An 18,803-nucleotide genomic window follows, 5' to 3' on the forward strand; every position below is an offset into this window, starting at 1 on the left:
TCAAAATAAAACTTGCTAAAGCAATCTGTATCCCAAGCATAAATGCTTGGGATTTAGACCTAAAGGATTTTTTGGTAAATTCTTGATACCTTATTCGGACTCGTTTGTCTGGGGCTTGCTTGCCGCTTTTTCTCTGGGAGGCTTAAAGTCGGCAAACTGGCTGAAAAACCACGGCAGACTGAGTGCACCGATGAATACCACAGAAAAACTTGCGATAGTTAAGCTCAAAGGCATAACATCACTGTTACTAGACAACATTGAACCAAGGGGGCTAGCAACCAGCCATTCTTTCTCCCATGTTCCATAAAGAAAGAAGAGTCCGAGCGGTATGATCGTTGTTGTAATACCTAACAGAACAAGGGCAATCACCCACGTGTAGGCACTGGGGACTCGGTCCGCCAAAAAGGTTCTTCTTATCAATGAGGCACTCAACACATAACTAAAAGTATACAGCCCCAGAACGGCTAGCCCTCCGATACCTTCTTCCATATCACTTCCAGTGTTCATCAGCGGAAATGCACTCAACCACCCTACCATACATAATAAGGTCAAGGCGATTATCAAAGAAGACCATGCCACACCGCCGGCAGCACCGCTATAAAAGAGAAATGCCAGCGGGCGGAGCAACGGTCTGCGCGGAATAGTTCGGCGAATACGCCAACCCAAATGCTCCCTTTCGCTAATAGCAATAAACAGACCGATAGAATGGAGAAGGATATGAGAACCTGCCCACACCGCGATTGGGACAAAGTTACCAACCCCTATACTCCAGATTGCTGCGCCGATTCCAGTCAAGAGCCACACCGCGGTGATGAAGATGCGCACGGGCAATGCCCGATTGGTGGATACAGGACTTATCAGCGCGATCGATAGTAAGGCAAAAATGCCAATAAGTGCCAGTCCACTGCCTAGCACACCCAAGGCACCTCTCCAGAATTTCCAAGAATCGAGTTGGCTTCCGATGCCGGACCGCAGAAGGAAAAAAGAAAACAAAGTGATAAGCTGAAAAACAGCAAGAATAAGAACTAGCCAACCCACGCCAAGAATTACCTTGAAGACCCGATTGGCAGGGAAACATCCGATGAGAATCGCACCCTGGAGGCTCACTGCTACCACGATGAAATCAAGAGCGAGAAGAACGAAAATCGATGGTAAGTCAATCCCCCGCAATAGGTAGGTGAAAGCCATAAATGGCATACAGGCGCTATAAAGCAGGACAGTAAGGACGAACCCTGCGAGGAATTTACCCCAGATGATAGAACGTGGTCGGAGGGTTGTGATGAACAGGAGGTCTACGTCAGCATCCGCTCGTTCGGTTGCCAACCGGAGGCCGGTATAGGCGGGTACAAATAGTAGACATGTTCCAAACAGAATCACTAGCAAAACCTGAAAGATGTTTCGCCCTGCATCGAAAGAGACAGAAATTGATTCGTCTATTATCAAGAATATCCCCATGGCCAGCAGTTGGAGACAGAGAAAACAGATTAATACCACGATTAGGAACTTGCCCTGAACCGCTTGCCGCAGCTCTTTTACAACGATGGGATTGAGCCGGTCAGTCATTTTTTCAATGATGCCACGAATCGATTTCATTGTACCTCCCCCTTAGTTACATTCATGAACACCGATTCCAGATCACCCCCTTGCTGCTTGAATTCTATAATACGGTATCCATCTCGGATGAGGTTTGCTAGCAGGTCACTGCACGTTTCTTCGGAACCGGTGATCCTCGCCTCTATCTCGTTTCCTAATTGGTTGACCGCTGTAACATTCGGCATCAACAACAATGACCTATACAGGTCGTCTTGTCGGTCAAGCGGTCGAATCAGAACGATATGCTGTTCGACATCCGATTTGATAATCTCTTGCAACGTTCCGGCAGCGATGATCCGTCCCTGTTCGATAATCACAGCACCATCGCAGATTTCCGAGAGTTCGGTAAGGATGTGTGAGCTAATCAGGATGGCTTTCCTTTGTCCTGACAGAATTCTCAGCAGTTCCCGCAGTTCGACTCGCCCCCGTGGATCGAGTCCTGCTGCAGGCTCATCCATCACCAACACCGGTGGGTCATGAATGAGGGCTCGCGCAAGGCTAACTCGCTGCTTCATACCCTTTGAGAGCGTGTACAAGTTTTTTTCTCGAATACCCGTGAGGTTAGTAAATTCTTCGATGTTTTCGATGACTTGCCGGCGTTGCATTGCCATCAAGCCGTAAGCGCGAGCAAAGAAGTCGAGGTATTCGTGCACAGATATATCCCGGTGCATCGGAAGGGCATCGGGCACATATCCAATTAGCCTACGTGCCTGCTCTGGCATCTCTACGACCGAGACACCATCAATTTTAGCATCGCCGCTTGTCGGTTCATCAAGCGTTGCCAAGATTCTCATGGTCGTCGTTTTGCCCGCGCCGTTGGGCCCAACAAAGCCAATGATCTGCCCTGACGAAAAGCTATAGGAGATGTCATCAACCGCTCGCGTCGCGCCGAAATCTTTTCTGAGGTTAGTGATATTGACTTGCATGTATATGATGTATCGGATTTATTCGCTCCCCGTATTTGGTAGGCGCTGTTTCCAACTGCGCCGATGCGGTGCGGTTAAAAACCGCACCTACCGTGGTGATAGCCCGGATTTTTCCATCTCCGGTAGTCGATGTTTCCTAACCTCGCCGATTTGCAGTGTCCAATTAATTCTAAAATCTATCATAGTTGGTGTGTGAACCGTCACCGAGGAAAATACCGATTGAGTTAGTAGGGAACGCAGATCTGCGTTCCCTACGTTTGCCGTAAACGACAGAACTATATTGCTTTTCTGTCGCGTTCTGCAGCCCTTCCTCGATAAACGGAGAGGTGTCCAAGGCGGCGATATAGCAGCCGGGACGCAGATATTTCTCAGGGTTGATTTTGAGATGTTCGATATTTTCTATCCAATTATCAGAGGCAAAGATGGCGCGTAAGTTGAGTGATCTCTCGCCGTAGATTCTAAGTGATCCCCCAACCCTGTCAGTTTTTATATTGTACGAATGCCTCAAAAGCTGATCCGTTATCTCCCACTGTCGTTCGCGATCTTGAACGGAAACAGTGACATTATCGGAAAGCAACATACCATGCCATCTCATTTCATCTCTTAACATCGGTGAGAAGTTCCCTCGATCCAGCTCCTGATTGATAGTCGGGTCCCAAAACTCAAGCTGAAATATCTCAGTAGACCGGCTCAGGTTGTCAATATGCAGGTCCGGTTGCAATACCAGTTCTGCTGCTAACCCCGCAGGAATATTTGTCGCAGCATAGATGGTGCCGTCCCGATCCTTCAACCAGAACTGGCTTATATCGGCACCCAGTCCATTGACCATACTGAGGCGAGCGTCTGTCCCCCTCCTGACTGTTACACGTTCACGCCGTATTTCACTCTTGCGAATCATAAAATGTGTTGGAACACGGGCGGCTATCCAGCCACTTGCCAAGTACTGATCCCGTGTCCAGTCGATTGTAAGCACTTTATTCGTATTCCTAGCGGAGATTTGGGGCGTTAGCTCCGTCTCATAGCCGAAGTGTAATCCTTCACCTGGGGTCAGAGCTGAATAAAAGGCGGTCCAGCCAATGGTCGTGGCACGGTGAACCCTTTCGTCGAGAATCGTTAATCCTTCTGTACGAACTACTCGTTTCCACCCTTCGGCGAAGGTTGCATAGGCAAAAACAGCGAGACAGGTCATTAATGAGATGACTGGAGTTGTCCAAAGCAGCCAGATACGCCGTCTTTTGCGAGACAGCACAATCAGGTTTACGGGTCCAATTGCCACGGCAAAAAAGAGCATCAGCAAAAACAAGCCGCGCACAGGAATCCCCAGCTTGTTTACCACCGGAAAGATGCGGTTGGCTTCTGCAATCGAATTACTCCAGTGCCAAGGGGCTGCGGTCTTCAGCCATGACTCCACAACCCATCTCCACTGGTTTTGATTTAAACTTTTTGTGTCCGTCTCAGGGCTCACGATACACTGACCAAAGCCAACTTCGTAGACCGCAATCCCCGCAGCACCGGTGGGAGGTTCAGGTTGCAGTGATTCCTTCAATCCCCATTTTTCAGGGAGCTCTCGTTCTCCCAACACCAATAGGGCACCGCCGCACTCTACGTAGTGCCATAGCGCAGCTTGAACATCGGGAGGCATCTGCCGGCTATCCTCGTCCGTGACGATAACACCATCATAGCGCGAGAAACCGAGCCAATTTGTGTTCCACTCCGAGACGGGCAGCCCCAGATCAATCGTTTCATAAGAGGCGGTGGCACCTCCGCCTCCCGGACGCACAGGGCCACCACTTGGCAGGGATACACTGCCTGCAGGAGAAGGACTGAGTAGTTTATTAGCGTGGGTGTGTAAAGCTGTGGCATCTATATTTCGACTAATCAAAATCCGGAGTGATAGCGGATAACTTTTTGTACGCGTTCCCCGTCTTGGTGGTGCACCGACACCGACGGAAACATGCCTTCTCCCCAATTCTCCCCGACCGTGTTGGCCCCCGGATAACGACACTTCCTCCTTCTGCACCATACCGTCAATAGCGACCCCTAATTTGCTGCCGTATGCCATCGGCACAGGTGGCTGAAGCAAAGAGACGTGGATCGTGACAGTGGGACCGACAACAACCGAGCGGGTAATTTCTCGAATTCGACTTCCAGAAACGCCGAAGGTCTCTTTCGGCAAAATCAGGGTCACTTGGTGGGCTGCGTCAGGTGAACGGTTTGATACGGCGATTCTGTATTCTGCATATCCGTGGAAAGTTTCGCCGCTTGGTTGGAGTTCAGGCGTGACAGTTATGTCGTCAAAATCTGTCTGTGCAAGGGCATCGGACACGTTGCAGCACAACCACACAGCAAGAAAAAAAGAGATGACATGCGGTGCAGAGTACCTCATTGTTGATTACCTCATGTTAAGCGGGTTATAAATGCCCTTCATACAGACCTTCGCGGCTCACCGCATAATCGGATAATGGCGGGCAATCAGATTCAACAGACATCGTAAATTCGTCAGCTAATTGATCTGCCAAGATTTCAAATTCATCATCAGATAGCTGTGGATTGTTATTCATTTTAATCTCCGTAAAATAAACTTACGCTGAACGAATCTCAAGGTCATCGGGCAGATTGAGGTCAGTTTCGTCAAGAGTTGTAAGGAGGCTATCCACAATCGTAAAGGTATCCACGCCGTCAAAACGGGCTTGATAGTTCAGAATCACACGATGGTTCAGCACAGCTGAAGCGACTGCTTTTACATCCTCGAATCCGACAGTCGGACGGCCGGAGAGCAGTGCAGATGCCCGCGATGCTTCCGCCATCGCAATCGCCGCCCGTGGTGAGGCGGCGTATGTGACATATTTTTTTATCTCTTCAGTGGTTTCAGGCGTGTTCGGATGGGTAGCAGCCGTCAGACGTGAAATGTAACGTGAAACTGGCTTGGGCAGGAAAATCCTATCCATCACATCAAACAGTTGGCGTAGTCGTTCAGCACCCATTGTCCATGTTGGGGCAGGTGGTTCACCGCGTCGGCGGGTTGAGATGATATCATCAAGGACATCTACATCAGCATGGGGAACGATTAGTTTGAATAGGAATCGATCCAACTGCGCCTCTGGAAGCGGATATGTTCCCTCTAATTCAATAGGGTTCTGAGAAGCAAGGACGAAAAAGGGACTGGGAAGGATACGGGTATTGCCAAGCAGGGTGACGGAACGCTCTTGCATCGCCTCAAGCAAGGCGGACTGTGTTTTGGGGGACGCACGGTTGATCTCATCAGCGAGAAGGATGTTTGTGAACACGGGACCCGCTTGGAAACTCATCTCGCGTTGTCCTTCTGGGGTTTGCTGCAAGATATGTGTGCCGACGATATCACCCGGCATCAGGTCGGGGGTAAACTGTACCCGATTAAAATCGAGACTGAGCAATTGCCCCAACGCTTTGACGAGTGCGGTTTTGCCGACACCCGGCACGCCTTCAAGCAAAATATGGCCTTGACTTAAGATGCCGATGAGCACCAAGCGGTGGAGCGCGGAACGCCCAAGCAGGACGTGATCTAGTTCTGCAAGCACTTTTTCTGTGAGTTCAACAGCGGGATTGAGTTCTTCAGGTTGAAGCAGATTCTCAGATTGCTTGCTATCTGGCATGGTTGTTTAGATGTGGCATAAATTAGTAATGCAGCGATATAGAGAAACCGAGTTTTTAGAAAAAACTCGGTTTCTAAATTAAAGGACTTCCGCCGAACTGTATTTGGTCATTTAGGGCCTTTCAAAGTACCGTTTAACTGCCCCTTTATGACGCGGTAGAACGGTTTGGTTAAAGGACGAACCACCGCCAGCCGTTGCGCCGCTGAGTCCACCTAATTTCGGTGGAGGACTCGATGTCTCGACCGATGGTGCTGCGATGCTAAGTCCTACCAGTTCACTGTCTTCAAGGGAGGCGATGCCTGATAGTGGGAGGGCTTCTGCTTTGAACTTCGCGCCCTCCTCCGTAGTGCCGTCGCTCCAAGTCATGGGGGCATCGCCGGGACCGCGACCAATGCCTCGACACCACCCACCGATACACTCTACTACCGATTTACTATCTGCATTCTCAGCGAGAAATGCAGCAAGTCCAGCACTATCACACTGCCCAAGTTTCTCATACGCTTTGAGCGTTTCTAAGTCAATTAGATTGACCGCATGTAGTTCCGCCAATCGGTCGTAAATATCGCTTTTAGTCAAACCCAACGCTGCGGAAAGTTCTTTGAGTTGATCGAGCGTGAGTGAGTCCCCTTCGCCCCTCAGGTCGGGAAGCTGTGCTGCGAGGGATGCATTTTCTTGCGCTGCTTTCTGAACCAACCCAGATAAGGCCGCCATCGACTCTGCCAATAGCTGGGCATCCATCTCTGATCCTTCGTTGATCAACCCTTCCGACAAGGTTTCCGCCTCAGTTAGGCGTTCTGTTTCGCTCAACGCGTCCTGTGCGGCGTCGGCTGCCTCTTGGGAGAGAGTATCCGCCAGATGGTCGAGTGATTCCCACGTCTTGACCGGATCTTCACCCGACGCCTCCGCTTGGAGTTGATCAAGTTTCTCTTCAAGCATCTCAGCTTGGGCTAACTCAATAATTTCCTCCTCCTTGAGGACATCAATCCCGTCCGCCAACTGTTTTACCTCTTCACGAATATCAAGGGGTTGTGCCTTAGAGATCTCCACAAAACGTTGTGGTATCAGCAGGCTAATACACACGAACAGTACGGCACCTCCAAAACGGGTCCAATACGCGCCGCCGTGCCAACGCAAACGGGGTGGTTTAATCAATGGCATCTGTTTTCGCCAATTGCCCAGTTCTACTGTTTCCGCTGCCATCATCAGCCCACCGGCACCACTGTGTTTGTCGAGACTCGCTCGGAGAGCAGTTCGTGTCGGAATTTGACGTAACGCTAATATAACTGCGCAACCGATGGCAAATATCAGACCGATAGCGCCGGTCAACAGAGTCAAGGGCGGCATCCCGATCGTTACACGGATTACAATAACCATCGTCCCCCAAATAAGCCCCCAAACAGTTGCGACAGCGAGTGTCCTTTTCAGAATTAAGAGTGCGGCCATTTTGATTTTGAACTTACGGATTGTCTTATTGTCAGTGTCCATGCAAACCCTCCTTTTTAGGATACAGGATAGTGAGGGAACTAGCAGTTACTGTTTCGACTTTCTTACCGAAAACCGGGTTTACATCCTCTTACCGGTTTCAAACGTCTTTCACCCTTCATTCTATGACAATTTGTCCACGCTTTTTGTAGATTAGTTGAAATCTAATCTTTGCAAATGTCTGCCTTTGTATACGGATTAGTCTCTAAGGAAATTGCCATTGCGATTGTAATTGGATAGCAGTGGACAACAGATACGTGTACGCAATTTTAGTGATCATGCGGTTCATCCTCTTTGCGCCCTGATCCAATTCGTAAAACGTGACCGTCCAAGTCTTCTACTCTGAATTCATATGCCCAAGGGTAGTTTACTGGGGTCTCTCGAATTTTCGCGCCGCTCGCCTTATATTCCTCATAAAATTCATCGGCATCCTCAACGCCCATCCAAAGCCATGTTCCAGGGTGCCCTTGTCCATCTTCGCATAACATGATGGAGTAGTCGTCGCGCTCTACACTTCCAACATCTGGCGGATCGCCCCAATCCCATTCCTTTCTAAATCCGAGCACGTTCACATAATAATCCATGCTCATAGCGAGGTTCTTAACGTTTAGAATAGGTATGATGCACTCTACCTTGGCATCTGTTCCGTTTGCCGTGGTTGTGGGCATTTGAAGATTCCCCCTTCATTTCAAAATGGATAAGGTCGATTCAATGTAAGAATAATGAGACAGAAGGCACGGCAGAAATGCGAGATATATCTCTTGAAACCCCGCACAAGACGCGGAATTAACTTTAAGATACATCATGTATAGACAAATGTCAACAGGAATACAGGACAGAGCAACGAATGGCTCGCCGCCTATCACGACGAACGCAAAGGAGAAATTACCATACAATTTGCTATAGAAGATTACCCAAGCCAATGAATTTTGTTCACTGCTTCTATGAAAAAGACCGAAAAGCACGCAGAATTGGCAAGTTTCTTGCATTCTGTCATTCTCAAGATAGCACACTCAACGACAACCTTCTCAATCAACTAAAACGCAAGTTCTCAGGAAAGGTTGAAAATAGTAAAGGAGCAATACACATGGCTAAACGGACACAGGAAGTGGTAAATTCAGATCTGACGAGCATGAAGTCGCCGGCACTCCCTTTAGCGGTTGCTGGGAGAGACAATACGGTAATAGCAGATGCAATCGAGGTTTCACAGGATACGGGCATATGCCGCCGAAAGCTTGACGAACACCCGATGAAAGAGCAAAAGGAAGTAAAAGTGAGCTCCAGACGAACTCAACTCATCGCGCTATCAAAAGTTGTCAATAGGGCTTTCACAGGTTGGACAATCAAAACTCAGCGACAGGTATAAGAGTCAACCCTGCTATGCTCAGGGAAGATAGTCGACTAGCGCCTAGACGAGACCGGATACAACCGAGAAAGGTCTTGATCATCCTGAAAATCGCTCAATTTCGGTTGCTCCCAACTGCTGCCTCAACGAAAAGAGGGATTGCAAGAAAAGGGAAAGTAGGAACGGTAGGAGGAACTTCAGATATTATCCTGATGGAAAGAGGAATAAAAAAACCAACGTAGCTGTGATTTTCCGCAACACCGCTGCGGGTTTCAACGGTTGCACTGATGAGAAGAGCTCTGAGATACGGATAGCTTGCGCCATATGCAAGATGAATCGGGCTGCCTCAACAATTATCCCGACAATAAAGGAAATAGGATATAAAGTCATGATTGCCTCACATTTTATCTTGTTTTTTCGACAACTATTCAGACACAAAAAAGATAATATCGTCCCTCCAGTTTCAATTGTAATCTCAAAAATGGAAGCGCAGCTTGAAACAACCTCTAGACCTCACCGACTCCTCTACGTCTAATATCTTCAATCTCTTCTTCATCAAGGCATGGGTCGCAAACGGGCACGGATCATCTGGACACAGATGACAGGCAATCCTCAAAAAGGTTATTATATGCGTGTAAAATGTGTAATTGGTGTGTTGATGTTGTTTGTCACAGTAAGTAGTGCTGCGTCAGCACAGGACGAGATGGGAAAATTGGTCTTTGCTATCCGCAAACCGTTGGAAAATCGGAATGGTTTCCGAGCCTCAACCCGAACGCTGGAAAAAGGGCGAGGCACGACCAAATGGTGGGAGTTCTATCAGTATAACATCTGCACGATGAATCCGAACGGAACAGATTTTCGCCAACTCACAGATGATGGGGTTTCCCGCAGACCTCGATGGTCACCAAACAGGGGGCATATCGCTTACATATCCGGGGTTGATGGAGCGGAATCGCTTTATGTGATGCGGGGAGATGGCACTGAGAACGAGAGGCTCGTCAAGAGACAGCATCACATTCATGACTTCTGGTGGTCTCCGCTAAGTCGCGCAATCCTCGTTGTGGTTGAGATTGACCGTGCAAAGGACCGGCTCGAAAACTGGGACGTAGCGATTGACGGCGAATCAACAAAGCGGTGGAGAACCCGCCGGTGGGCGGAGGGTTGGCTGCACTGGGACGCCAAAGGCGAAAAGGTCAAAGAACCGAAAAACAAATTACTTGAGGCATTGCCGGAAGGAATCAACTGGCCCAAGTGGTCGCCAGATCGCAAATGGATCGCGTTCAGGACGGATGGGGTCCTCGCGTTGGCAGAACCCGATGTTGTTGGTATGACCGGATCATGGTTTCTTCAAAAAGACGAGCCCCCTTGCCAAAGGATAGAGGAGTGGTCCCCGGATGGCAAGCAGATCCTATTTTATACATCGGGCGAAATTTGCATCGCCACTGTAGAGAAAGGACGGTTCAAGAACTATCTGAATTTAAGCCTTTACAAGGGACGGGATGCGACGTGGAGTCCAAACGGGAGTCAGGTTGCATTCATTGGAGGCGATACGAGCGGACGCCGAACCAGTGAAATCTTCACCTTAGATGTTAAAACGGGCAAGATGCGGCAGCTTACCTCAACCAATTACGATTATTTCGATCTCCATTGGCGATAATTTGAAGGAATCTGTTGGAAGGATAGTTCTGTTCAAATAACTGGACAGACTTGCACTATAATCATACACAAAGAGATAGAATAAGAGATGATGGAACATTATAAACATACTCAGATTGGTTATTTGCTGCTCACCTTGTATAGTATAGTAGTATTGTTTTTAGGCTATTTCAATATCATGACGAGTTTTCACCCGCTAACCTTAATCAGCCTGACTATTGTCCTGATCGTCCTTGGGGTATTTTCTCGCTTAACAGTGACAGTTGATGACCAGATGATTAAGATTCAATTTGGGCTGAGAATCATCCGTAAGACTTTTCTGCTCAGAGAGATTGGGGCATACCGTGTGGTCAAGAACCCTTGGTACTACGGCTGGGGGATAAGATTTACACCTCGGGGCTGGCTTTTCAATGTTTCCGGTTTCTTAGCCATTGAGCTTCAGATGAAAAATGGGAAACGATATCGAATAGGAACAGATGATCCCGATAATTTAGCAGAAGCACTTGACAAAGCCCTACATACGGAATCCCAATAAGTTTCAACCGTTGTTTTAATACAGAACCGTTATCTTATTATGCTATCATTGCTAGCAATACAATCGACTCCGCTAGGTAGTAAGTGAAGACATTCTGCTTAAGCCTGCTCGGTTTCAGATATTCCAAAGTTCAGCAAGATGTACAGCAGAATGGCAGAAATAATCATAACCCAGTAGAATGTCAAGAATCGCCATCCGCCAATGGTAACAGCGAGAATTTCATTCGGTAGCAGCGGTTTGAAGATCAGATAGAACAGTGCTTCACTCCCGCCTGTGGCACCGGGCGTCGGTATGAACAGTGTAAGGATGAAAATGAGCCACTGTAACAGCAGAAAGCGGATGAATTCAACTTCTACCCCTAAGCTGGCGACAAGCATCGCAGCGACAGCATTCCGGCATATCCACTGTATGCCCGCAATGGTGGTGCTTAGCAGGAGACGAGATTTACCTGTTCCTCCAATCGTTCGACAGACGTTCAAAAAATCTGCTCCAGCTGCCTTCAACTGCCCTTGAAGTCCCTCCCACCTCTGTATCCTCAGTCCTGACTTTCGACAAAACAATGCCAGCCCACCTCCCCCAACTAAACCAACAATTAGGCAAGGTAACACCCAATGTAGATTAATTCCCTCTGAAATCAGATTGAATACAGGGTGATTCCATGATGATGAAATAGTCATCGCGACTGGCACCGCTACGATAAAAAAGAGGAGATCTTCCAGCGTTGGCAACGTCGTTACACATGCTGCTGCGCCGGTCCTAAGCCCGGCTTGAGCGAGCATCGCAATCTTCAAGGGTCCACCACCAACGGCTGTCGGCGTGATGGATGCAGCCAGCTCATTGGCGAGAACGATTTTGAAGAGCTTGTGTACACCAACACGGTAGCCGAGGAATCTTGTCCACATGATGGTGCGAACGGTGTGCCCTAACAGAGGAACTAGTGTTAATAACATCGCTAATAAGAGGTAACGTCCATCTAAACGGAGGAGTTCGGCGAGTTTCTGACGGTCTGTCGTCCAGAGGCAGAAAACCAGATTACCGATGACACCCACGATGACGAGAATAAGCAGAGGTTTGACAAGCCTGTCAAGATTTAGGAGAGATGTTCTAGGCTGCTTCTGTTCTGGCATATGATTGGGTTTAGTCAATTGTTCGATATCTCTTTCTACGCTCTTCAACGGCATGGTGAAATTATGGGTAAAAGATGTTACACGGTTATCGAAAAATTATCGTAAATTCATAACATTTCTTTTTTTGATTCTGTCAAAACCCCGGGAAATTTCCGGAACGTCATATTGCTATGATGTCACAAACTGTTAGGGGTAGATTTATACAACGTCAAAATCAGAGACTCGGTTTCTATTGCATGATTTCTCAAATTGACTCACAAACATATCCGTCAGTAATCCTCGAACGGTCATGCCGCTGTCCACAAACGATAGAATATTTTCCGCTTGATCTAAATCGGACGGGGTTGTATAATCATTTGAGTTGACCCAGCGTGTTACTGCCGCGAGCTTCAAGTCGATAATTCTTTAATCTATGCAAGCGAAACAGGAAATGGAAATGAGGGAGGAAATATGCAGATGAGCACAAATAAATCAGAAGATACAACGACAATGGACGCTTACGTTCAAGAGGGAGAACGGAAGGCTTATGAGATTGGCAATCGGGGGCCACTCCGATTTAACTCCAACGGCACGCTGCACAAGGACATCGCAGATGCCTACTGGCGTTGTGGGTTCTATGTGTTTGAAGGAGCATTAAGCGCAGAAGAACTCAAAGATCTACAGAAGGATTTTGAAACCGTGCTCGACCGAGCACCACATACGAAGGATGCAGAGGTTGATTCAGAGGGGAGGCCCGCGATTGGATCCGAGCTTACGAGATCCAGCTTCAATTTTGCAAAGCCGTTGAGCGATCCCGTGGGTGGAACATCAAGAAACAATGGTCGTCATCCAGCCAAAATGAACGAACCCACTCCACCGGAAGATGCTCCGGACTTTGTGATTACGTCTATCTCAAGCCCGCTTCAACTGATGGACTCTTTCCTAAGACTCTATGGTCATCCACAGCTTCTGTCTGTTGCAGAACACATTAACGGGCCGGATTTCACCCCCTTCACCGAATCCATAATTGTGAAGCCGCCGGGGTTGGGCGCATCTGTCGCATGGCATCAGGACGGAACCAAACAGTGGGATAAGCCGGATTGGGATCAAGGCACCCACGGGTTCAATTTCATGGCGCAGCTATATGGTAGCACGGCAGCCAACGGGGTTTGGGTATTGCCCGGATCACACAAACAGGGCAAACTGGACATCAAAAAGATGATCGAGGATAACAACGGTTCTGACCGTCTGCCCGGAGCAGTGCCGATGGTATGCAATCCCGGCGACGTTGTCATGTCCAACCGTCAAGCCTTGCACGCATCTTTCCCAAACACTTCGCCGGACTGGCGGGTGACAGTCAACTTTGGGTTCCACCGCTACTCCTCCGTTATTGACCTTGAAACGACATACGGCGAGGATACGGTAGTCTACGATGCAGAACGCATTTTTGAGAGATCTCGCTTGATTGCTGTAGGCGTCGCCGCCCGTCAGCAGCGTTTCCCCGATGAACCGCGCTACGTTTACCAACCTATGGTTGGAATGGAAGCCGCCAATCGGTGGAACGAATCGACAAAAGAAAATGTCGTGAAGGACTATAATCTGAGGGATCTCGGCATTTGAAGTATAGAGGTAGGGCTATAACACCTTTGATGGGTATCAATTTCAATAGCGTGGCATAGACGTAACGCGGGCTTGAGAGATTAGACAAAGGGAAAGCATGGCTGCGACTCAGTTCGATACTTGGAAGGCAATTACCGAACCCGACGAGTTCATTAAAGCTGCCCTAGAGGAAGCCAATATACCTGCGCTGATGGTGTCGCTTGTGCACCTGACTGGTGACATGAACATCATACGTGGGGATATTCGGCCTCACCCTCGCGTTCTCGGTGATCCCTATGTCGGCATCACCGAAGCGCAGCGAGCGACGGTGCGTGCGCAAGCCCTTGAAGTTCTTAAGACCTATCGGGACGATGGTTGCAAGCTGCCTCAAGCACCGTCCATGGATCAAGTTCGCGAAATGATGGCCTTCCTCGTCGGAGAGTCTCTGCCCGACGATTATGGACAATTTCTGATGGGCGAGTTGTCCTTGGACAGCAGAGATCCTTATGCCCCGCCGGGGATGGAAGATATCCCGCTAGAGAAAAGGCGTGCATTTCACGTTATCATTGTTGGCGCAGGTATGTCCGGTATCCTCGCTGCACACCGCCTCAAGGAAGCGGGGATTTCATTTACAGTTATTGAAAAAAATGCGTCAATTGGAGGGACTTGGTTCGAGAATACCTATCCGGGGTGCCGCGTTGATACCCCCAATCACATCTACTCCTACTCATTTAAGCCTAGGGATTGGCCAAAGTATTATTCTCCGCAGAACGTGCTTCTGAATTATTTTAACCAGTGTGCCGATGAGTTTGGAATTCGCCCACATATACGTTTCAACATGTCGGTTGAATCGGCAGAATTTGATGAGAAAACTTACAGTTGGAAAGTACGGGTCAAAAGTGCCAACGGTGCGAACCAAACCCTAGAAGCCCAAGCAGTCATAAGTGCTGTGGGGCAACTCAATCGTCCGAGACTCCCGGATATTGAAGGGCGTGAGGCGTTTAGGAACATGGGCATGACTTGACCGATAAACGGATTGCAGTTATCGGCACGGGTGCCAGTGCCTTTCAATTTGTCCCAGAGATTGCCAAACAGGCGGGCGAAATATTTGTCTTTCAGCGGACTCCGAACTGGATTGCAATCGAGCCCGTATATCATGACGACATCCCGGAGGGCAAACACTGGCTTCTAAACCACGTACCGTTCTATGCCAAATGGTTCCGCCTTTTCAGGTTCTGGCATGTCGCCGAAGGTGTGCTCGCTTGGGTAAAAAAAGATGCTTCATGGACAGACCAAGCCCGTTCGATTAGTGCCGCCAACGATGAACTTCGTGCCCAATTTACCAAAGGCATGAAATCAATCGTGGGAGATGATGCAGATCTGCTACAAAAATGTATTCCAACATATCCGCCGGCGGGCAAGCGGATGCTGGTGGACAACGGCACATGGCTCAAAACGCTGAAGCGGGACAACGTCCATCTCGTCACTGAGCCAATTGCCCAAATTACTGAGACAGGGATTGCGACCAAATCGGGCGAAACTTACGAAGTGGATATACTAATCTATGCCACGGGATTTTATCCTAGCCGTATGCTCTGGCCAATGAAAATCAAAGGTTTGGGAGGAATTGATCTTCAAGAACATTGGGACGGCAATCCCCGTGCATATTTAGGGATGACCATTCCCAAATTTCCCAATCTGTTTTGCATGTATGGTCCCAACACAAATATCGTTGCCAATGGCAGCATCATTTTCTTTTCGGAATGTGAGATGCGGTACATTCTGGGGTGTATCAAGCTTCTGATTGAAACCGGCTACGCCGCGCTTGACTGCAAACAGTCCGTCCATGACGCCTACAACCAATGGGTTGACGAAGGTAATCTACAGATGGCTTGGGGCGCATCAGATGTAAGAAGCTGGTATAAGAATAGCCAAGGGCGCGTGACGCAAAACTGGCCATTCACCCTCCTTGAATTCTGGAAGCGCACACAAACCCCTGAGAAGTCGGATTATACCTTATACAAAGCCGTTACCCCACGGACATCCCCATGCGACCCCCATCGACATGGAGGGTTGTGCCGGTGATGTAAGAGGCGTCGTCGCTAAGTAGGAAGGCAATAGCGGAAGCTACCTCTTCTGGCTGCGCACGGCGTTTCATAATACAGGAAGTTATGGGCGTTTCTTCCAGTTCCTTCTTCCGCGCTTGTGGGTCCGGGTGTTTACCAAAGTGCATCTCCGTAACGATCCACCCCGGTGCGACAGCATTGACGCGAATACCGTAATCGACAAACTCATAAGCCATCGTCTTGGTAGCTGAGACCAAGCCCGCTTTTATCGCATCATAGACCCATTGCCCCGGTCTTCCGAGAAAGCCGCCCTCTGATGAGAGATTGACGATAGCAGCACCCTCCTTCTTTAACATGGGCAATAGCACTTGAGTTATCAGGACCCAGCCTCTTAAACCGACCGCTGTTTCCGGTTCCCAATTTGGCAACCATCCTCCGTCTTCGATACGCCCCTGTCTCAAGATAGCAGCGTTATTCACCAAAATGTGGAGCGCAGAGAATTGTTCGGCAACGGCACGACCAACCGCTTCAACGGCGGTGTCATCTGCCAAATCAACCTCCATATAAGTTGCAGTACCACCGGACTGTTCTATTTCCGCAACAGCCTTATTTGCCATGTCTGCGTCGTTGTCCGCAATGATGACGTGTGCGCCTTCTGCTGCCAGACGGTTTGTCGTCGCTCTGCCGATGCCTGAAGCACCACCCGTTACCAAAGCGGTTTTACTCTCAAACCGTCTCATACCGTACAAATTTGGTGACATGTTGAAGACCTCATTGTCCTAATTTAGGGTCGAATGCTTCGGGTGTGTGATTGCGTTCGATGAGTTGGCGCTGACCATCGCTCAATTCAAACCACGGCGCCGGTGATTTCTCGGCTACGATAGGTAATTCACGCCCGTTGACAAGGGTCAAGGTGTTGCGCACCAACTGCGTACCCTTTCGTGGGTTCATCCGGACATCATAAAAGGTAAAATCTCCTGATTCAATGCGGAAGAGCGCTATATCCGCCAATGCACCCGCTTTGAGCGTCCCGATTTCGTCTTGCAGCCCCATTACTTGGGCGGGCCGTTCGGTTGACGCCTGTATCACCTCTGCAAAACTCATCCCCAACGCCATAAACTTGCTCAAGCAGGTCGGCATGTCAAACATAGGACCGCCAATACTGTTTTGGTGGATATCGGACGAAATGACATCCGGCTTATGGCCCACACTCATCAGCGCTTCTGCGGTTTCAAAGGAGAAAGAACCCGCTCCATGACCGATGTCCATAACGACACCACTGTCCCAAGCTTGTTTTGCTTCATCGCGCAGCTTGCCTGAATCGTCGATGATGCGCATGTCTCCGCCGGTAAAGCAGTGGGTCAGTATGTCGTTGGGTTTCATATGCTTCAGGACATCAACAATCCCCGGTGGTCCACCGCCGATATGAACCATCAGTGGGAGTTCGCAGCGATCTGCTGCCTCCCGTGCGTATGTCAGTGGAACGACTGTGCCGCCAGTTTGACCTTGATCTATACGTGCTTTTACGCCCAACGCTATATCCCGGTTCAGATTTATCATTTTGCAGCAGAGATCGATATCGCAGTAATCCAAGTTGGTGAGTTCTCCGGACCGCGTTGTCAAGCCGATTGATGAAATATTGATTAACGCATAAATGCGTGCTTGAGCGGGCGTAACGATGTACTCGCGGAAACCGGGGAAGTTGTACCCGCCCGAAGATCCCACATCGAGCCAAGTGGTTACACCGCTGCGCGCCGCCACCGTATCTGCATGGACACCGTAATAGCCAATACCGTAGAAGATATGGGTATGGAGATCGACCAACCCCGGCGTTACATATTGACCGCTAGCATCAATAACCTGAACAGCAGATTCTGCGGGAATATTGGCATCAACGGCTGCAATACGATTGCGCTTAACCGCAACATCAAACTTGCCACTGTGACCACCACCTGGATCTACAACATCACCACCTCTGATTAACAAGTCAAACTGCATGAATCACCTCGTATCAAGTTGTTCATTGGCTCATTTATTCATTGGTTCATTAACCAACCAATTAACTAACGAAATGCGTTTAGACAGCAGTGTCAGTCTCCCTCTAGGATACCTGGAACTTCTTGAACTTTGTCTGAAACACTGGTCTGTCAAGAACTTCCCTGTTAACTAATTCTTCGGGAATTTCACCCCGGAGAATTTGCACTGCCTGTCGGAGTTTACCGCTCCAAGCAAGTTTGTAGTATTCATCGGTATGACACAGTGAGTGGGGGGATACTACCACATTGTCCATACCGAGAATCGGATTGTCAGGATCGACGGGTTCCTGCTCGAAAACATCAATTCCTGCTCCTCGAATCCAGCCCTCCTGCAATGCTTGAATCAGTGCTGCTTCATCAACTACAGGTCCCCGTGAGGTACTTATCAGATAAGCAGTTGATTTCATCTTGCGCAACTCGCGCTCTCCAACGAGATGTCGCGTTTCCTCGTTCAATGGCACACTGATACTCACGAAGTCCGACTCTGCTAGCAGCGTGTCCATGTCCACTAATTGCACGCCCACATCGTCTACATCCGCCTGCTTTATGTAGGGATCGCAGCCCAGATGACGCATGCCAAACGGCTGTGCCAATACAAACACCTCATGACCGATGTTGCCGACGCCGATGGATCCGAGCGTTTTGCCCATTAAACCTTCACCGCGATAGTCATTCTGCTCTGACCAGCGTCCCTGACGGGTGATTTTGTCCTTTGCCATCAATCTCATCGCAAGCGCTAAGATGAAGGTTATGATGGTGCAAGCCATAGGACGGCGGACGGCATCGGGCGCAAAGCAGAACAGAACTCCCGCGTCGGTTAACGCCTT

Annotated in this window: 17 protein-coding genes; 6 read left to right on the plus strand and 11 right to left on the minus strand. The window is 49.0% G+C overall.

What is annotated here, in order from left to right; all coding sequences use genetic code 11:
* Positions 1-90 precede the first annotated feature (90 nt).
* The 7 genes from J4G02_19100 to J4G02_19130 form a co-directional block, all read right to left on the minus strand.
* Positions 91-1,593, minus strand: coding sequence for a hypothetical protein (locus J4G02_19100; protein MCE2396645.1), 1,503 nt, complete (start codon positions 1,591-1,593; stop codon positions 91-93).
* Positions 1,590-2,519 carry an ABC transporter ATP-binding protein gene (locus tag J4G02_19105; protein MCE2396646.1) on the minus strand — a complete coding sequence of 310 codons (930 nt, stop codon included), beginning with the start codon at positions 2,517-2,519 and terminating at the stop codon, positions 1,590-1,592. Before J4G02_19105 ends, J4G02_19100 begins: the two co-directional genes overlap by 4 nt.
* A gap of 169 nt (positions 2,520-2,688) precedes the next feature.
* Positions 2,689-4,905 carry a hypothetical protein gene (locus J4G02_19110; protein MCE2396647.1) on the minus strand — a complete coding sequence of 739 codons (2,217 nt, stop codon included), beginning with the start codon at positions 4,903-4,905 and terminating at the stop codon, positions 2,689-2,691.
* Between the two features lie 25 nt (positions 4,906-4,930).
* A complete protein-coding gene (locus J4G02_19115; protein ID MCE2396648.1) occupies positions 4,931-5,080 on the minus strand; it encodes a hypothetical protein in 150 nt (49 codons plus the stop codon).
* A gap of 21 nt (positions 5,081-5,101) precedes the next feature.
* Entirely contained in the window at positions 5,102-6,151 is a 1,050-nt protein-coding gene (locus J4G02_19120; protein ID MCE2396649.1) for an AAA family ATPase, read from the minus strand.
* A gap of 111 nt (positions 6,152-6,262) precedes the next feature.
* A complete protein-coding gene (locus J4G02_19125) occupies positions 6,263-7,636 on the minus strand; it encodes a hypothetical protein (GenBank protein MCE2396650.1) in 1,374 nt (457 codons plus the stop codon).
* 266 nt (positions 7,637-7,902) lie between these two features.
* Complete coding sequence (locus tag J4G02_19130) at positions 7,903-8,301, minus strand: VOC family protein (protein MCE2396651.1); 399 nt, start codon at positions 8,299-8,301, stop codon at positions 7,903-7,905.
* A gap of 419 nt (positions 8,302-8,720) precedes the next feature.
* Between J4G02_19130 and J4G02_19135 the strand changes: the two genes are divergently transcribed.
* The 3 genes from J4G02_19135 to J4G02_19145 all read left to right on the plus strand — a co-directional run bounded on the left by J4G02_19135 (position 8,721) and on the right by J4G02_19145 (position 11,169).
* Positions 8,721-8,999, plus strand: a complete 279-nt coding sequence (locus tag J4G02_19135) for a hypothetical protein (protein ID MCE2396652.1) — start codon at positions 8,721-8,723, stop codon at positions 8,997-8,999.
* Positions 9,000-9,606: 607 nt separating this feature from the next.
* On the plus strand, positions 9,607-10,635 hold the full coding sequence (locus tag J4G02_19140) for a PD40 domain-containing protein (GenBank protein MCE2396653.1): 1,029 nt from the start codon (positions 9,607-9,609) through the stop codon (positions 10,633-10,635).
* Between the two features lie 87 nt (positions 10,636-10,722).
* Positions 10,723-11,169 carry a hypothetical protein gene (locus J4G02_19145; protein ID MCE2396654.1) on the plus strand — a complete coding sequence of 149 codons (447 nt, stop codon included), beginning with the start codon at positions 10,723-10,725 and terminating at the stop codon, positions 11,167-11,169.
* Between the two features lie 98 nt (positions 11,170-11,267).
* On the opposite strand, the gene J4G02_19150 is transcribed toward J4G02_19145, so the two are convergent.
* Positions 11,268-12,314: a flippase-like domain-containing protein gene (locus J4G02_19150; GenBank protein ID MCE2396655.1), complete on the minus strand. Its 1,047-nt coding sequence runs from the start codon at positions 12,312-12,314 to the stop codon at positions 11,268-11,270.
* A gap of 438 nt (positions 12,315-12,752) precedes the next feature.
* Between J4G02_19150 and J4G02_19155 the strand changes: the two genes are divergently transcribed.
* The 3 genes from J4G02_19155 to J4G02_19165 all read left to right on the plus strand — a co-directional run bounded on the left by J4G02_19155 (position 12,753) and on the right by J4G02_19165 (position 15,959).
* On the plus strand, positions 12,753-13,895 hold the full coding sequence (locus J4G02_19155) for a phytanoyl-CoA dioxygenase family protein (GenBank protein ID MCE2396656.1): 1,143 nt from the start codon (positions 12,753-12,755) through the stop codon (positions 13,893-13,895).
* A 97-nt stretch (positions 13,896-13,992) separates the two neighbouring features.
* The gene (locus tag J4G02_19160; GenBank protein MCE2396657.1) at positions 13,993-14,898 is read left to right on the plus strand and encodes an NAD(P)-binding protein; all 906 of its coding nucleotides are present in this window, start codon (positions 13,993-13,995) and stop codon (positions 14,896-14,898) included.
* Complete coding sequence (locus tag J4G02_19165) at positions 14,895-15,959, plus strand: NAD(P)/FAD-dependent oxidoreductase (protein MCE2396658.1); 1,065 nt, start codon at positions 14,895-14,897, stop codon at positions 15,957-15,959. The genes J4G02_19160 and J4G02_19165 overlap by 4 nt, the downstream gene beginning before the upstream one ends.
* Here the strand turns inward: J4G02_19165 and J4G02_19170 are convergent.
* The 3 genes from J4G02_19170 to J4G02_19180 form a co-directional block, all read right to left on the minus strand.
* Positions 15,904-16,701, minus strand: a complete 798-nt coding sequence (locus J4G02_19170) for an SDR family oxidoreductase (GenBank protein ID MCE2396659.1) — start codon at positions 16,699-16,701, stop codon at positions 15,904-15,906. The two genes, J4G02_19165 and J4G02_19170, sit on opposite strands and share 56 nt — an antisense overlap.
* A 10-nt stretch (positions 16,702-16,711) precedes the next feature.
* Positions 16,712-17,938, minus strand: a complete 1,227-nt coding sequence (locus J4G02_19175; protein ID MCE2396660.1) for an amidohydrolase/deacetylase family metallohydrolase — start codon at positions 17,936-17,938, stop codon at positions 16,712-16,714.
* A 103-nt stretch (positions 17,939-18,041) separates the two neighbouring features.
* Positions 18,042-18,803: dehydrogenase (locus tag J4G02_19180; protein ID MCE2396661.1), on the minus strand; the 762-nt coding region annotated here is incomplete at its 5' end.

Source organism: Candidatus Poribacteria bacterium (genome assembly GCA_021295755.1).
GTDB lineage: Bacteria > Poribacteria > WGA-4E > WGA-4E > PCPOR2b > PCPOR2b.

Bases quoted from the DNA above. Each gene is read 5' to 3' on its own strand.
- J4G02_19100 (MCE2396645.1), bottom strand. From the start codon at position 1,593: ATGAAATCGATTCGTGGCATCATTGAAAAAATGACTGACCGGCTCAAT.
- J4G02_19105 (MCE2396646.1), bottom strand. From the start codon at position 2,519: ATGCAAGTCAATATCACTAACCTCAGAAAAGATTTCGGCGCGACGCGA.
- J4G02_19110 (MCE2396647.1), bottom strand. From the start codon at position 4,905: ATGAGGTACTCTGCACCGCATGTCATCTCTTTTTTTCTTGCTGTGTGG.
- J4G02_19115 (MCE2396648.1), bottom strand. From the start codon at position 5,080: ATGAATAACAATCCACAGCTATCTGATGATGAATTTGAAATCTTGGCA.
- J4G02_19120 (MCE2396649.1), bottom strand. From the start codon at position 6,151: ATGCCAGATAGCAAGCAATCTGAGAATCTGCTTCAACCTGAAGAACTC.
- J4G02_19125 (MCE2396650.1), bottom strand. From the start codon at position 7,636: ATGGACACTGACAATAAGACAATCCGTAAGTTCAAAATCAAAATGGCC.
- J4G02_19130 (MCE2396651.1), bottom strand. From the start codon at position 8,301: ATGCCCACAACCACGGCAAACGGAACAGATGCCAAGGTAGAGTGCATC.
- J4G02_19135 (MCE2396652.1), top strand. From the start codon at position 8,721: ATGGCTAAACGGACACAGGAAGTGGTAAATTCAGATCTGACGAGCATG.
- J4G02_19140 (MCE2396653.1), top strand. From the start codon at position 9,607: ATGCGTGTAAAATGTGTAATTGGTGTGTTGATGTTGTTTGTCACAGTA.
- J4G02_19145 (MCE2396654.1), top strand. From the start codon at position 10,723: ATGATGGAACATTATAAACATACTCAGATTGGTTATTTGCTGCTCACC.
- J4G02_19155 (MCE2396656.1), top strand. From the start codon at position 12,753: ATGAGCACAAATAAATCAGAAGATACAACGACAATGGACGCTTACGTT.
- J4G02_19160 (MCE2396657.1), top strand. From the start codon at position 13,993: ATGGCTGCGACTCAGTTCGATACTTGGAAGGCAATTACCGAACCCGAC.
- J4G02_19170 (MCE2396659.1), bottom strand. From the start codon at position 16,701: ATGTCACCAAATTTGTACGGTATGAGACGGTTTGAGAGTAAAACCGCT.
- J4G02_19175 (MCE2396660.1), bottom strand. From the start codon at position 17,938: ATGCAGTTTGACTTGTTAATCAGAGGTGGTGATGTTGTAGATCCAGGT.